Below are 15,298 nucleotides of genomic sequence, written 5' to 3' on the forward strand. Positions count from 1 at the left end.
CTGGGGCGCCCCGGCCGACTGTGACCCTCGGGAGGGCCTCCGCGTGACCCCGCACCATCCCCAGCTGACTGCGCCGCCGCCGCTGGCCGACGGCGCCCTGCGCATCGTCGCCTTGGGCGGGCTCGGCGAGATCGGCCGCAACATGACCGTGCTCGAGTACGCCGGGCGGCTGCTGGTCGTCGACTGCGGGGTGCTGTTCCCCGAGGACGCCCAGCCGGGCATCGATCTGATCCTGCCGGACTTCGAGTACGTCGCCGACCGGCTGGACGACATCGAGGCGATCGTGCTCACGCACGGGCACGAGGACCACATCGGCGCGGTGCCCTACCTGTTGCGCCGCCGGCCCGACATCCCGCTGCTGGGATCCCGGCTGACCCTCGCCCTGCTGGAAGCCAAGCTGCGCGAGCACCGGATGACGCCGTATACCCTCGAGGTGTCCGATGGACAGCGCGAGCGACTCGGCCCGTTCGCGCTGGAGTTCCTCGCTGTCACGCACTCGATCCCGGATGCGGTGGCCGTCGCGATCACCACTCCGGCGGGCGTGCTGCTGCACACCGGCGACTTCAAGCTCGACCAGCTCCCGCTGGACGGGCGGCTCACCGACCTCAACGGGTTCGCCCGGCTTGGCGACGCCGGCGTCGACGTGCTGCTGATCGACTCGACGAACGCCGAGGTGCCGGGCTTCCTGGCGCCTGAGCGCGACATCGCACCGGTGCTCGACCGGGTGCTCGCCGCGGCCAGCGGCCGGGTGATCGTCGCGTCGTTCGCGTCGCACATCCATCGCATTCAGCAGGTCATCGACGCCGCGGTCGCCCACGGCCGGTCGTTCGCGTTCGTCGGTCGCTCGATGGTCCGCAACATGGGAGTCGCCCGCGACCTCGGGTACCTCACGATCCCGGCCGGGGCGCTGGTCTCGCTGGACCAGCTCGCCGACCTGCCCGACGGCGACGTCGTGCTGATCTGCACCGGTTCGCAAGGGGAGCCGATGGCCGCGCTGTCGCGCATCGCCAACCGGGATCACGCGATCCGGGTCGGCAGCGGTGACACGGTCGTGCTGGCCTCCTCGCTGATCCCCGGCAACGAGAACGCGGTGAACCGCGTGATCAACGGGCTGACCCGCGAAGGCGCCGAAGTCGTCCACAAGGGCAACGCCTTGGTCCACGTGTCCGGTCACGCCGCGGCCGGTGAGCTGACGTACGTCTACAACATCGTCAAGCCGCGCAACGTCATGCCGGTCCACGGCGAGTGGCGGCACCTGCGGGCCAACAAGCAGGTGGCGGTCCGGACCGGCGTACCGGACGAGCGGGTCGTCGTGGTGGACGACGGCGTCGTGGTGGACCTGGTGGACGGCGTGCTGCGGGTGGTCGGCGAGGTCCCGTGCGGCTACGTCTACGTCGACGGCTCCAGCGTCGGCGACGTGACGGAGAACCTGCTGAAGGACCGCCGGATCCTCGGTGAGGAAGGCTTCATCTCCGTCGTGGTCGCCGTCGACACCGTCGAGGGCAAGGTGAGCGCCGGGCCCGAGATCCACGCCCGGGGGTTCGCCGACGACCCGTCGGCCTTCGACGACGTGCTGCCGCGGATCGCGGCCGCGCTCGAGGATGCGCTGCGTGACGGCGTGCTCGACTCCCACCAGCTGGAGCGCCTCGTGCGGCGGCAGGTCGGCAAGTGGGTCAGCGACACCCACCGGCGCCGGCCGATGATCGTGCCGGTCGTGATCGAGGCCTGATCGGTCCCCGGCGGCGGCGCCGCCGGCACGTCTCGACTCGCGGGACGCCTGTGATCTGCGGGGCTGGTGCGACGACGCTCGCTAGTCTCCGGTCATGGCTTCCCGGACGACTTCCCCCCCGCGTCCTGCCCGGAGCACCGCGCGGAGCAGCACGCGCAGTGCGCCGTCCCGCGGTACTGCCGGTGCCGCCGCGCCGGCTCGGCGGCCGCGTGGCCGTACCGCTCCGCAGCGCGACGCGCGTCGTCGTGCGGCTGCCCGGCGGCCACGCCCGTCCGGGCCGGGTCCGGTCAGCCTGCTGCTGCGGGCCATCGGACGCGGCCTACGGGCGCTGTGGCTGGGGCTGGCCCATCTGCTCGGCGGTACCGCCCGACTGCTGGGACGCGGCGCTCGTGACCTGGATCCGGCGCACCGCCGCGACGGCGCGGGCCTGCTGCTGGTCGCTGCGGGGATCCTGGTCGCGGCGGCCTGCTGGTTCGGCGCGGGCGGGCCCGTCCTGCACGCGGTCGACACCGTGGTGTCCGGGGTGGTGGGGGCGTTCGCCGTGCTCGTCCCGGTCCTGCTCGTCGCGGTGGCCTGGCGGGTGCTGCGCCACCCCGACCGCGGCCCGCAGACCGGCCGGGTCCTGATCGGCGCGGCGACGGTCTTCGTCGCCGTGGCCGGCCTCTGGCATCTCGGACACGGTGCGCCCACTCCCAGCGCCCCCGGCGACCAGTTGGCCGAAGCGGCAGGAGCGGTCGGCTGGCTGGCCACCGCGCCGCTGTCGGCAGCCCTCGGTGGGCCGGTCACCGCGGCCATCCTGCTGCTGGTCCTGTGCTTCGGCCTGCTGGTGATCACCGCGACACCGGTGCGGGCCATTCCGGAGCGTGCCCGAGCGCTGCGTGACCTGCTGAGCCCCGGGGCGGGTGGTGAACCGGTCCGGCCGGACGACGCGGCCGGCCATCCTGACGAGGCGGAGTACGCCGCAGCGCCCGGGGTGCTGCGTCGGCGGCTGCGCGGCCTGCTGGCCCGCTTCGGGGTTGAGCAACCCGGGATGGCGAACGGGTCGGGGGTATCCGGTCCGTTGGTTGGCGACGTGCCCTTCGATCGACCGCTGCTGGCCGACCTGGACGAGGACCTCGAGCAGTCCTTCGCCCAGGACGGTGAACACGACACCGACGGTGATCCCGGCGCGTCGCGCTCGGGCGCGGCGCAGCGGCCCGACATCGACCTGCGGGACGCCGCGATCGCCGAGCCGGTCGATCCGGATCGGGCGGACACCGTCGTCATCGACCCGGCCACGGGTCGACTGCTGGAGCCGTCGCCGGCTCGGTCCGCCGCGGTGGCCCCGGCCCCGCAGGTCCGTGCCGTCCAGCTCGCGTTCGGGCAGTCGGCGTCGTACGCCCTGCCGTCGCTGACCAACCTCAGTCACGGCGCCACGCACAAGACGTCCTCGGCGGCCACCGACCGGGTCATGGCGGCACTGCGCGGCGTCCTCGAGCAGTTCAACATCGACGCCGAGGTGACCGGCTTCCAGCGCGGACCGACGGTGACGCGGTACGAGATCGAACTGGGTCCCTCGGTCAAGGTCGAGCGGGTCACCAACCTGGAGAAGAACATCGCGTACGCGGTCAAGACCGCCGACGTGCGCATCCTGTCGCCGATCCCGGGCAAGAGCGCGATCGGTGTCGAGATCCCGAACGCCGACCGCGAATGGGTCATGCTCGGCGACGTCCTGTCGAGCAAGGTCGCCAGCAACGACCACCACCCGATGGTGGTCGGACTCGGCAAGGACGTCGAAGGCGCCTACGTCTGCGCGAACCTGGCGAAGATGCCGCACATCCTGGTGGCCGGGGCGACCGGCGCCGGCAAGTCCAGCTGCATCAATTCGCTGATCACGTCGATCCTGGTCCGCTCGACGCCGGACGAGGTGCGCATGGTCCTGGTCGACCCCAAGCGGGTCGAACTGACCATCTACGAAGGCATTCCGCACCTGATCACGCCGATCATCACCAACCCGAAGAAGGCCGCCGAGGCGTTGCAGTGGGTCGTCAAGGAGATGGACGCCCGCTACGACGACCTGTCGCACTTCGGTTTCCGCCATGTCGACGACTTCAACAAGGCGGTTCGGGCCGGGCAGCTCAGCGTGCCGCCGGGTTCCGAGCGGGTGCTGGCGCCGTACCCGTATCTGCTGGTCATCGTCGACGAACTGGCCGACCTCATGATGGTTGCGCCGCGCGACGTCGAGGACTCGATCGTGCGGATCACGCAGCTGGCACGCGCCGCCGGGATTCACCTCGTGCTGGCCACCCAGCGGCCGAGCGTCGACGTGGTGACCGGCCTCATCAAGGCCAACGTGCCGAGCCGGTTGGCGTTCGCCACCTCCTCGGCCACCGACAGCCGGGTCATCCTCGACGGGCCGGGCGCGGACAAGCTGGTCGGCCAGGGCGACTCGCTGTTCGTTCCGATGGGTGCGAGCAAGCCGATCCGGGTGCAGGGCGCGTTCGTCCCGGAGCACGAGATCCGCGCGATCGTCGAGCACTGCAAGGCCCAGCTGGCCCCGGTCTACCGCGAGGACGTGGCCGCCGCGGCCAGCTCCCGCAAGGAGATCGATGAGGAGATCGGCGACGACCTGGACCTGCTGTGCCAGGCCATCGAACTGGTGGTGACCACCCAGTTCGGCTCGACGTCGATGCTGCAGCGCAAGCTGCGGGTCGGCTTCGCCAAGGCCGGCCGCCTGATGGACCTCATGGAAAGCCGGGGCATCGTCGGGCCGTCCGAGGGGTCCAAGGCCCGTGACGTCCTGATCACCGCCGACGAGCTCGACGGAGTGCTGATCACCGTCCGAGGCGGCGCCTGACCGAGGCCCTGTTCGGCAGCTGGCCAACGTTGCCCGACTGCCTACAGTGGTTCCTTGCCGCAAGAAAGGGACACCGGGGTGACTGTCGGCCAGATGATGTCTGCTGCGCGGCAGGCCGCGGGCATGACGGTCGACCAGGTCGCCGACGCCACCCGGGTGCGTGCCACGCTGCTGCGGGCGATGGAGGACGACGACTTCTCCCTGTGCGGCGGCGACGTGTACGCCCGTGGCCATCTGCGCAGCGTCGCGGCCACTCTGCGGGTCGATCCGCAGCCGTGGCTGGATGCGTTCAGCGCCCAGGTGCCCCCTGCCGTGCCACCGCCACGCAAGCGGGGAGGCCCGCCGGCCGCGGCCGGATTCAGCCGGCCGACGCCGGCCGGCGCGGTGGAATCGCTGGAGTCCGCTGCTGACGACCAGACCGCTGTGATGGCGCGCCTGTCGACGAAGTCGCCGCGGGTGCGCCGTGGACCGAACTGGACGCTGGCCATGGTCGTCGCATTGCTGGCCATCGGCGTTGTCGTCGTCGTGTCCTTGGTGCAACGCGTACGCACGCCCGCCGACGCCGCGCCACCGGTGGCGTCCCTGAGCCCCACGCCGGCGCCGGCCACCACGGCGAGCTCGGCCCCCTCGACTCCGCCGACCAGTTCACCACCGGCGACTCCGTCCAGTTCGGCCCCCGGCGCCGGTACGACCGTGGTGGTCCGGGTCACCGGCCCCCGCAGCTGGGTTGCGGTGGGGCCGGTGCGCGGCGGCAAGCCGCTGTTCGAGGGGGTACTCGCAGAAGGTCAGACGCGCACCTTCACCGCGGCCGGCCGGCTCCGGGTCGTCGTGGGCGACGCGGGCGCTGTCGCCTTGACCGTGAACGGGGAGGAGCTCGGCACCCCGGGACGTCGCGGCGTGGTCGCCCGCCTCGAGTTCGGCCCCGCGCCGGTCGCCAGCGCCTGAGGGCCGCGGGGCCTGCGGGCCGCAGCGCCTCAGAAGTCGCGGGGCCAGAGGGTCGCAGCGCCTGAGGGCCGTGGCGCTTGGGGGTCGCCGCGCCGCCGTAGGCTTCGCGCGTGGCATCGACGACCGACGACCTGCGGCGCGTCGCGCTCGTCACGCTGGGCTGTGCCCGCAACGAGGTCGACTCGGAGGAGTTGGCAGCGCGGCTGGAGGCGGACGGCTGGCTGCTGGTCGCCGACGCTGACGAGGCCGACGCCGTCGTGGTCAACACGTGCGGGTTCGTTGAAGCGGCCAAGAAGGACTCGGTGGACACGCTGCTGGCCGCTGCCGACCGGCCGAACGGCCGGCAGCGTGCGGTCGTGGCCGTCGGCTGTCTGGCCGAGCGGTACGGCGCGGACCTGGCCGCGGAACTGCCGGAGGCCGACGCGGTCCTCGGTTTCGACGACTACGCCGAGATCGGTCAACGGCTGCGGTCCATCGTGGCCGGCGTACCGCACGTGGCGCACGTGCCGACCGACCGCCGTCGGCTGCTCCCGCTGGCGCCGGTCGAGCGCCGGGATGCTTCCGTCGCCTTGCCCGGACACGCAACGGGTCTCGACCACCGAGCACGGCACGCCCCCCTGACGCCGGCCGGCACGACGCCGGACGGCGCAACGCCGGACGGCGCAACGCCGAACGGCCCGACGCCGAACGGCGCCGCGCCCCACAACGCCACCGCATCGCCCGACGGCACTGCTGCAGCCCACTCCGGCCCGGCCAGTGGCCCGCCGGTGCTGCGACGCCGGCTCGACGGCGGACCCGTTGCGCCGCTGAAGATCGCCTCGGGGTGTGACCGCCGCTGCTCCTTCTGCGCGATCCCGGCGTTCCGCGGTTCGTTCGTGTCGCGCCGTCCCACCGACATCCTCGCCGAGGCCCGCTGGCTGGCCGCCGACGGCGTCCGGGAATTGATTCTCGTCAGCGAGAACTCCACGTCGTACGGCAAGGATCTCGGCGACCTGCGGCTGCTGGAAACGCTGTTGCCCGAACTCGGTGCGCTGCCCGGGATCGACCGGGTGCGGGTGAGTTACCTGCAGCCCGCCGAGACCCGGCCGTCGCTGGTGGCGGCCATCGCCGGTACGCCGGGGGTCGCGCCGTACTACGACTTGTCCTTCCAGCACGCCAGCGCGACCGTGCTCCGCCGGATGCGCCGGTTCGGTGGGACGGAGTCGTTCCTGGCGCTCGTCGAGGACATCCGCTCCCACGATCCCGCGGCGGGAATCCGCAGCAACGTGATCGTCGGCTTCCCGGGTGAAACCGAGGACGAACTCGCCGAACTCGAGGAGTTCCTCGTCGCGGCGCGGCTGGACGCCGTGGGTGTCTTCGGCTACAGCGACGAGGACGGTACCGAGGCCGCGACGCTGCCCGGCCGGTTGTCCGAGCAGCAGGTACGCGACCGCGTGGAGCGCGTCAGCAGCCTGGTGGACGAACTGACCGCGCAGCGCGCCGAGGACCGTATCGGCCAGGACGTCCTGGTCCTGGTCGAGCACGTCGACGGGGATACCGGCGAGGGCCGAGCCGCCCACCAGGGGCCGGAGGACGGTCGTACGACGGTGACCGGACTGGCCGGCCGGCCGGCCGGCACCCTGCTGCCTGCCGTCGTCGTCGGTGCCGAGGGCATCGACCTGCTCGCCGAGGCCCGGGAACTGTCGTGAGGCCGGCACCGGCTGACCATGCCGGCGACGCTGTCGCCGACGTGCCGGTGCTCAACCTGCCCAACGCCCTCACCATCCTGCGGCTCGCGCTGGTCCCCGTCTTCGGCTGGCTGCTGCTGTCCGGTGGCGGCGGGGACGACCGGCAGCGGGTCGCGGCGGCGATCGTGTTCCTCGTCGCGAGCCTGACCGACCTCGCCGACGGCGCGCTGGCCCGGCGCCGGCACCTGGTGACCACGTTCGGCAAGATCGCCGATCCGATCGCCGACAAGGCCCTGATCGGTGTCGCACTGGTGGGGCTGTCGCTGCTGGATTGGCTGCCCTGGTGGGTCACCGGGGTGATCCTGGCCCGTGAGGTCGGCGTGACCGTGCTGCGCTTCTGGGTTATCCGGCACGGAGTGATCCCCGCCAGCCGTGGCGGGAAGGCGAAGACGGTCGTCCAGATGCTCGCGATCTGGCTGTACGTCCTGCCGCTGACCGGCACCTGGCTGACTGTCGCCGCGCTGGTCATGGCCGTCGGGGTCGTACTGACGCTGGCCACTGGTATCGACTACGTCGTGCGGGCCTGGCGGCTGCGGCGGGTGTCGCGATCGCGGGGTCCGATCCGGGAAGCCCAGCCGCTGGTCGACCGGCGTCCATGACGACGACCGCTGCAGCAGTTATCGCGGCCCTGGTCGCGCGGGGTGTCACCGTGGCAACGGCGGAGTCGCTGACCGGTGGCCAGCTGTGTGCCGTGCTCACGGAAGTCCCGGGCGCGTCGGCGTGCGTGCGAGGCGCGGTGGTGTCGTACGCCACCGACGTGAAGGCCTCGCTGCTGGATGTGGACCCGCAGCTGCTCGCCGATCGCGGGCCGGTCGATCCCACCGTCGCCGCGCAGATGGCGGTTGGCGTGTGCCGCCGTCTCGATGCGACGTACGGCGTGGCCTGTACCGGGGTCGCAGGCCCGGCGCCACAGGCCGGACAGCCGCCCGGTGTCGTGTACCTGGCGGTGCACGACGCTGCTCGGGGGACGACAACGGGGTCCGCACTGCGGCTGAGCGGCGACCGGATGGCGGTGCGCGCCGCGACCGTGGACGCCGCACTGGCCGCGTTGCTCGCCGTGGCGGAGCGGTCCGACGCGGGTGTCTCGGGCCGGGAAGAAGTGCCCCACCGCGACGGTTGACGTGGTCGGCGACCGCCGCGCAAGCCACACCGTCACTCGAGCGCCGGCAAGCCTGCGATCGGTCGGACGCGCAAGGTACGGTGGACACCGCAGCCGGTCGCTCCGGTTCGCGACGGTGGTGTCCGCGCCGCGGTGGTGCCAGCCCGGCAAGGGTGACGAGCAACTCGGGAGGTGGCGTGTCGTGATCGTTCTCCGCAGCGTCATCGGCGACGAGTTGCGCCGTCGCCGGCTTCGCCAAGGCCGCACCCTGCGCGACGTGTCAGCTGCTGCCCGGGTATCGCTGGGATACCTGTCCGAGGTCGAGCGCGGTCAGAAGGAAGCCTCGTCCGAGTTGCTCGCCTCGATCGCCGTCGCGCTGGACATCCCGATGTCGGCCTTGCTGGCCTCGGTCACCCACCGGGTCGCTGGCCTGGAGGGCCTGCGAGCCGTCGACGGCGGACGCGTGGCCGGCGGGCCCGACAGCATGGCGGCCGACGTGGCGCAGACCCACGACCGGCACGCGCGCAACGCGGACCGTGACGTGGCAGCCCACGAGTTGCGCGCCGAGGATGTTCTGCTCGATGCCCTGGACAACGTCGCCGCCCTTGCCGTCAGCGACGGCGGCGCGGTCGTCGCCGCAGCCTGACGCCCTCGGTTCACCCGTCGACGCCCTCGGCGCACCCAGCTCGGCTGCGATCCGCCGGCGACCCGGGTTCCGCTGGTGGAAGCGAGTCCTACGCCGTCCCTCCGCTGCCCGGGACGGCAGCTGGTTGACAGCGTGGACACCACCAGGTGATCCGCTGGTACGGCGGCTCACCCTGCTCGGCTGAGGCGATCGGCGTACCGCAGCGCAGGCATGGCCGCCCACCGCGTTCGGTGACGAAGGCCGGGTGGCGGATGTCGCCGGTGGTGACGCGCACTGGCCGGGTCCGGTTCGCCAGCAGCAGCCGCCGGGCGGCGACGACCACCGCGGCCAGGTCGTCCACCTGGCCCACCGGTGTCCAGGGATGAACCCGGCGGATGAACAGCACTTCGTTCTTGTACACGTTGCCGATCCCGGCGAGATTGCGTTGGTCGAGCAGCGCGGGGCCGATCTCGCGATCCGGTCGGGCCCCGAGCCGCCGCACGGCTTCGTCAAGGCTCGCGTCGGGGTCGAGGTCCCAGTCAGCCCCGAGCAGATCAGGTCCCAGGTGGCCGACGATCCTGTCCTCGGCCCCGGTGGCGACGATCTCGAGCACCGGCATCCGGTAGGCCACGGCCACCCGGTCCGCGGTGGTCAACACCGCCCTGACCTGCCAGAGCGGTCCGCCTCGCCACCGACTGTCCGGCCGGTACAGGTGCCACGAGCCCTCCATCCGCAGGTGGGAGTGCAGCGTGAGACCGGTGGGAACAGCGTCGCCGGAGCGGCCGTCGACCCGCAGCAACAGGTGCTTGCCGCGGGCCACGACGGCTCGTACCGCTCGACCCGACAGGTCGGTGGTCGCCAGAGCCGGTACACGAAAGTCGGTGTGCTGCAGGACTTCTCCGGCGAGTGCCGCGTGCATCCGGTGGGCGGTCAGCCAGACGGTGTCACCTTCGGGCACCGGCCCGCCCCTTCCGGTTCAGACCAGTTCCGGTCAGACCGATTTCGGTCACACCCAAGTTTGGCCAGACCAGTCTTGGCCGGATCGGTTCCGGTCAGACCGGTTCCGGTTCAGACCCAGGCGGCCGGGTCTTCGAGCAGCTTGCGTACCCGCGCGGGCAGCCTGCCTGCGGCGACGTCGGCAAGCGACACGGCGTCGAGGATGGCCCGCTCGCTGGCCCGGACCGCAATCCAGACCTGCGACAACGACGCCGCGGCGCCGGCGTACTCCAGGTGCTCCGGCCGTTCACCGCCCACCTGCGCCAGCGCGCCGTCGAGGGCTCGGATGACGTCGGCCAGGCTGATCTTGTCGGCCGGCCGCGCCAGGGTGTAGCCGCCTTCGGGTCCCCGGTGACCGCGGACCACGCCGGCTCGACGTAACTCGCCGAGGATGTTGCCCAGGTAACGCGGCGGGATTTTCTGCTTGTCGGCCAATTCGTCGGTGGTGACCGCGGATCCGCCTGCGGCGGCCAATTCCAGGGCCGCCCGCAGCGCGTAGTCGGTTCGAGCAGCGAGGCGCACGGGCGGATCCTCGCAGATCAGCCGTCAGGCACGTAGCCGCAGGCCGCGCGGCGTGGCGCGGAAGCCCGCGCGTTCCAGCGCTTCGCCGAGTGGGGTGGCCACCACGGCGGCACCGTCGGCGCGTTCGACGGTCAGCCGCCCCAGGTTTCCGGCTCGTACCGAGCCGGCCAGCGCCGCTACCGCACTGTCGAGCGTGGCCGGGTCGCCGGACCACGTCAGCAGGCTTCGGCCCCCGCGTTCGACGTACAGCGTCAGCGCCCCGTCGACGAGGATGACCAGCGCACCGGCCTTGCGACCCGGACGGTGGCCACTGGTGCCCGGCGGATCCGGCCACGGCAGCGCCGCGCCGTACGGGTTCGCCGGATCGGCGGCCGCCAGCACGATCGCCTGCGGTTGCGGCAGCCCAGTCGTTTGGACCCCTGACAGCCCGGTCGATTGCGACGCCGCCAACGCGATCGCCTGCGACTGCGGCAGCCCGGTCGCCAGTGATTCCGGCTGCGCCAGTGATTCCGGCTGCGCCAGTGATTCCGGCTGCGCCAGTGATTCCGCCTGTGGGCTTGCGTGGCTGCGCAACTGGTCCACCGCACCCGGAACCGCAAACTGGGCCGCCCCGAGACCGTCGACGACGTAGCCCCGGCGGGCCCGGCCGACCTCCTCGTACGCAGCCAGGATGCGGTACGCCGCGGCGAAGCCGCCGGGGATCCGCTCGGCGGCGACGGCGCCGCGGGTGACCACGCCGTGCCGCGCCAGCAGGCTGTCGGCGAGCGCCGCGGCCCGCCGCGCGGCGTCGTCCGACGGTGCCGGCAGCAGCGACCATCGACCGGCCAGGGTCGGCAGGACGTGGGCCGCGGCGCCGGTCACCGCCCGGGCACGTCGGACTCGGCCGGCGGGGACGCGTGTCCGGTGCGGCCGGTGACCCAGCAGGGCCCGTAACGGCCCGAGGGTGTCGCTGGTGACCGCGCCGGCCCAGACCAGATCCCACAACGCGCTGCCGAGGTCCCGGTCCCCGACCGGGTCGGGCTGCGAACCGGCGACCCGGTCGGCCAGCTGCCGGAAGAACCAGGCGCCACCGCCGTCCAACGCCGCCAGGATTGCCGCCGGCACGGCGGGCGCCAGCAGCTGCGGATCGGGCGGCGCACGCAGCAGGTCCGCGATCCCGGTGGGGGCCAGCGCGATCCAGCCGTCGTCACCGGGCAGCGCGCCTGCGCCCCACCACTGCACTTCTCCGGCCGAGGTGAGCTCGTCCAGCATCGCGGGGGAGTAGTCCGCGATGCGTCCCGGCAGGATCAGCGACTCCAGCGCGCTGGCCGGAACGACCGCTCCGGCGAGCTGCTCGACGGCGGTCAGCACGCCGTCGACGCCGCGCAATGCGGCGGGCGCCCGCCCGCCGCCGGCAGTACGCACGTGCTGCCAGGCCGGCAGGAAGCGCCCGAGCACCACCGGATCGACCGGCTCGGCCTCCTTGCGCAGGGCCGCGATGCTGCGGCGGCGCACCAGCCGGAGCACCTCGACGTCGCACCACTCGGTGCCCGAACCGCCGGGGCGCAGCTCGCCGGTCACCAGCCGGCCGGCGGTGGTCAACCGGTCGAGCACGCTGCGGACGACGGCGATGCCGAGACCGAAGTGGCCGGCCACGTCGGCAGCGGCGAACGGCCCGTGGGTGCGCGCGTAGCGCATCACCAGGTCGCCGAGCGGGTCGGCCACCGGTTCCAGCAGCGACTCCGGGAGGCCGACCGGCAGGGCCGTGCCGAGCGCGTCGCGGACGCGAGCGGCGTCCTCCACGGCGACGACGCGATCGACGCCGCCGAGGCGGGCACGGAAGGCGCGCCGGGCCGCCACGAGTTCGTCCCACCACTCCGGCTCGACGCCGCGAGCAGAGCCCTCCTCGGCCGACAGCGGTCCCAACACGCGGAGCAGGTCAGCGGCGTCCTCCACGTGCCGGGCCCGGCGATCGGGTGCCAGCCGCCCGATCTCGGCCTCGACCTGCCCGATGGCCGCGGGATCGAGGAGTTCGCGCAGTTCTGCCTGGCCGAGCAGTTCTGCCAGCAGACCGGTGTCCAGGGTCAGGGCTTGGGCGCGGCGTTCTGCCAGGGGCGCGTCGCCTTCGTACAGGAAGGCCGCGACGTAGCCGAACATCAGCGACGACGCGAACGGGGACGGCGTCGGCGTCTGCACCTCCACGACCCGGACCTCGCCGTCGCGCACCCGCCGGACCAGCTCGACCAGCGCCGGGACGTCGTACACGTCCTGCAGGCACTCGCGGACCGTCTCCAGCACGATCGGGAAGGAGCCGAATCGCGAGGCGACGCCCAGTAGCTGCGCCGAGCGTTGTCGCTGCTGCCACAGCGGAGTACGGCGACGCGGATCCCGCCGGGGCAGCAGCAGCGCGCGGGCCGCGCACTCCCGGAACCGGGACGCGAACAGCGCCGAACCGCCGACCTCCGCGGTGACCACCGGCTCGATCTCGTCCGGATCCCCGAACACCACATCGGCCAGCAGGCGGTCTGCGTCGTCGTCGGCGTCGGTGTCGGGCAGCCGTACGACGATTCCGTCGTCGGCATGCATGACCTGGGCGTCGACTCCCCACTGGTCGCGTAGCCGGGCCGCCAGGACCAGGGCGAGCGGGGCGTGTACCCGGGCGCCGTACGGCGAGTGCAGCACGACCCGCCAGTCGCCCAGCTCGTCCCGGAACCGCTCGATGACCAGCGTCCGGTCGTCCGGGAGCTGGCCGATGGCGGCCTGCTGTTCGCTGAGATAGCCGAGCAGGTTGTCGACGGCCCAGTCGTCCATCCCGCTGCGCTGCAGCCGGTCTCGGGCTGCTGCCGCGGGCAGGCCGGCGACGTCTCGGACGTAACCGCCGATCGCCTGGCCCAGTTCGGCGGGCCGGCCGATGGCGTCGCCGTGCCAGAACGGCAGGCGTCCGGGCTGGCCAGGGGCCGGCGATACCAGCACGCGGTCGTGGGTGATGTCCTCGATCCGCCAGGAACTGGCGCCGAGGCTGAAGACGTCGCCGACCCGGGACTCGTAGACCATCTCTTCGTCGAGTTCACCGACACGGCTTGCCTTCTCGCCCACCAGGAATACCCCGAACAGTCCGCGGTCGGGGATGGTGCCGCCGCTGGTGACCGCGAGCCGCTGGGCACCGGGCCGGGTCGTTAACGTGCCGCCGATGCGGTCCCACACCAGGCGCGGTCGTAGCTCGGCGAACTCGTCCGCGGGATAGCGGCCGGACAGCATGTCCAGCACCGCGTCGTACGCCGACTGCGGAAGGGTGGCGAACGGCGCTGCCCGGCGGACGAGGGCGAGCAGCGCGTCCGCGTCCCAGTCGTCGACCGCGACGGCCGCCACGATGTGCTGGGACAGCACGTCCAGCGGGTTGCGTGGCATCCGCGTCGACTCGATGAGACCGGCGTCCATGCGTTCCACGACCACGGCGGTCTGGACGAGGTCGCCGCGGTACTTCGGGAACACCACGCCGCGGCTGACGGCTCCGACCTGGTGGCCGGCACGGCCGACCCGCTGCAGTCCGCTGGCGACGCTCGGCGGTGATTCCACCTGCACGACCAGGTCGATGGCCCCCATGTCGATGCCGAGTTCGAGGCTGCTGGTCGCCACGACAGCTGGGAGCCGGCCGGCCTTGAGGTCGTCCTCGATGAGAGCGCGTTGTTCCTTGCTCACCGATCCGTGATGGGCGCGGGCCAGCAGCGGGGCGGCGCCGCCGCTGGATCCGGCCTGGGCCATCACCGCCGCTGGCGCTCCGCGGGGGTCCAGGGTTTCCCCGCTGGCACGCTCGTGGGCGATCTCGTTGAGCCGGGCGGTCAGGCGTTCGGCGAGCCGTCGCGAGTTGGCGAACACCAGCGTCGAGCGGTGCGCCGCCACCAGGTCCACGACCCGTTCCTCGACGTGCGGCCAGATCGAGCTGCGGGCGGTGGCTCCGGCGGCCGGCCCCGTGTGGTCGAGCTCCTCGCCCAGTGCGCCCATGTCGGCGACCGGGACCTCGATGCGCAGCTGCACCTGCTTGTCCGCCGGCGGCGCCACGATGGTCAGGCCGCGTCCGGAGTCGTGGGAACCGGCACCGGCAAGGAAACGGGCGACCTCGTCGGGCGGGCGCACCGTCGCCGACAGGCCGATGCGTTGCGCCGGCCGGGCCAGCAGGGCGTCGAGCCGCTCCAGCGACACCGCCAGGTGCGCCCCGCGCTTGGTGCCGGCCACGGCGTGGACCTCGTCGAGAATCACTGTCTCGATGCCGCGCAACGACTCTCGTGCCTGCGAGGTCAGCAGCAGGAACAACGATTCCGGCGTGGTGATGAGGATGTCCGGCGGCCGGCGGACCTGCCGTGCCCGCTCGTTCGGCGGGGTGTCGCCGGTCCGGATCGCCACGGTGATGTCGGGTTCGGGAAGGCCGAGGCGGCTCGCTTCGCGCCGCAGGCCGGTCAGTGGGCTGCGCAGGTTGCGCTCCACGTCGACGGCCAGCGCCTTCAGCGGCGAGACGTACAGCACTCGGCAGCGGGCTCGGGCGTCGTCCGGGCGCGGCGTACTGGCGAGTCGGTCGACGGACCACAGGAAGGCGGCGAGTGTCTTGCCGCTGCCGGTCGGTGCCACGACCAACGTGTGGTCGCCCTGGCTGATCGCCGCCCACGCACCGATCTGGGCTGGCGTCGGAGCGGCAAACGCCGCGGCGAACCACGATCTCGTCGCCGCCCCGAAACCGGCCGCTTCCAGCGGGGAGGTCCCCGGGCCGGCAGCCGGTTGTGTCGCGCTCACGGTCGCCATCCTGGCCCAGCGGTCTGACGCCGGCCCGTCGCGATCATCGGGGGAG

The 15,298-nt window shown here is 72.7% G+C and carries 10 protein-coding genes; 7 read left to right on the top strand and 3 right to left on the bottom strand.

The features are described from left to right. The first annotated feature begins 43 nt into the window (after positions 1 to 43). The 7 genes from EPO13_05765 to EPO13_05795 all read left to right on the top strand — a co-directional run bounded on the left by EPO13_05765 (position 44) and on the right by EPO13_05795 (position 8,982). A complete protein-coding gene (locus EPO13_05765; protein ID TAK69398.1) occupies positions 44 to 1,729 on the top strand; it encodes a ribonuclease J in 1,686 nt (561 codons plus the stop codon). Between the two features lie 94 nt (positions 1,730 to 1,823). Then, entirely contained in the window at positions 1,824 to 4,565 is a 2,742-nt protein-coding gene (locus tag EPO13_05770; protein ID TAK69399.1) for a hypothetical protein, read from the top strand. A gap of 54 nt (positions 4,566 to 4,619) precedes the next feature. Beyond that, on the top strand, positions 4,620 to 5,510 hold the full coding sequence (locus EPO13_05775; protein TAK69400.1) for a helix-turn-helix domain-containing protein: 891 nt from the start codon (positions 4,620 to 4,622) through the stop codon (positions 5,508 to 5,510). 110 nt (positions 5,511 to 5,620) lie between these two features. Further along, on the top strand, positions 5,621 to 7,198 hold the full coding sequence (locus EPO13_05780) for a radical SAM protein (GenBank protein TAK69401.1): 1,578 nt from the start codon (positions 5,621 to 5,623) through the stop codon (positions 7,196 to 7,198). Beyond that, positions 7,195 to 7,836 (top strand): CDP-diacylglycerol--glycerol-3-phosphate 3-phosphatidyltransferase, encoded by a 642-nt coding sequence (gene pgsA, locus EPO13_05785; GenBank protein TAK69402.1) that lies wholly within the window; start codon positions 7,195 to 7,197, stop codon positions 7,834 to 7,836. Before EPO13_05780 ends, pgsA begins: the two co-directional genes overlap by 4 nt. After that, the gene (locus tag EPO13_05790) at positions 7,833 to 8,357 is read left to right on the top strand and encodes a nicotinamide-nucleotide amidohydrolase family protein (protein TAK69403.1); all 525 of its coding nucleotides are present in this window, start codon (positions 7,833 to 7,835) and stop codon (positions 8,355 to 8,357) included. Before pgsA ends, EPO13_05790 begins: the two co-directional genes overlap by 4 nt. Positions 8,358 to 8,538: 181 nt before the next feature. Beyond that, positions 8,539 to 8,982 carry a helix-turn-helix domain-containing protein gene (locus tag EPO13_05795; protein TAK69404.1) on the top strand — a complete coding sequence of 148 codons (444 nt, stop codon included), beginning with the start codon at positions 8,539 to 8,541 and terminating at the stop codon, positions 8,980 to 8,982. A gap of 88 nt (positions 8,983 to 9,070) precedes the next feature. Here EPO13_05795 and EPO13_05800 read toward each other — a convergent pair whose 3' ends face one another. The 3 genes from EPO13_05800 to EPO13_05810 form a co-directional block, all read right to left on the bottom strand. Then, positions 9,071 to 9,919, bottom strand: coding sequence for an Fpg/Nei family DNA glycosylase (locus EPO13_05800; protein ID TAK69405.1), 849 nt, complete (start codon positions 9,917 to 9,919; stop codon positions 9,071 to 9,073). 110 nt (positions 9,920 to 10,029) lie between these two features. After that, positions 10,030 to 10,479 (bottom strand): Rrf2 family transcriptional regulator, encoded by a 450-nt coding sequence (locus EPO13_05805; protein TAK69406.1) that lies wholly within the window; start codon positions 10,477 to 10,479, stop codon positions 10,030 to 10,032. Between the two features lie 24 nt (positions 10,480 to 10,503). Next, positions 10,504 to 15,252, bottom strand: a complete 4,749-nt coding sequence (locus EPO13_05810) for an ATP-dependent helicase (protein TAK69407.1) — start codon at positions 15,250 to 15,252, stop codon at positions 10,504 to 10,506. Between the last annotated feature and the right edge of the window lie 46 nt (positions 15,253 to 15,298).

This window comes from Actinomycetota bacterium (assembly GCA_004297305.1).
Taxonomy (GTDB): Bacteria; Actinomycetota; Actinomycetes; order S36-B12; family FW305-bin1; genus FW305-bin1.

Excerpts from the sequence above, each read along its gene's own strand:
- EPO13_05770 (TAK69399.1), top strand. The coding sequence starts at position 1,824 with ATGGCTTCCCGGACGACTTCCCCCCCGCGTCCTGCCCGGAGCACCGCG.
- EPO13_05810 (TAK69407.1), bottom strand. The coding sequence starts at position 15,252 with ATGGCGACCGTGAGCGCGACACAACCGGCTGCCGGCCCGGGGACCTCC.
- EPO13_05790 (TAK69403.1), top strand. The coding sequence starts at position 7,833 with ATGACGACGACCGCTGCAGCAGTTATCGCGGCCCTGGTCGCGCGGGGT.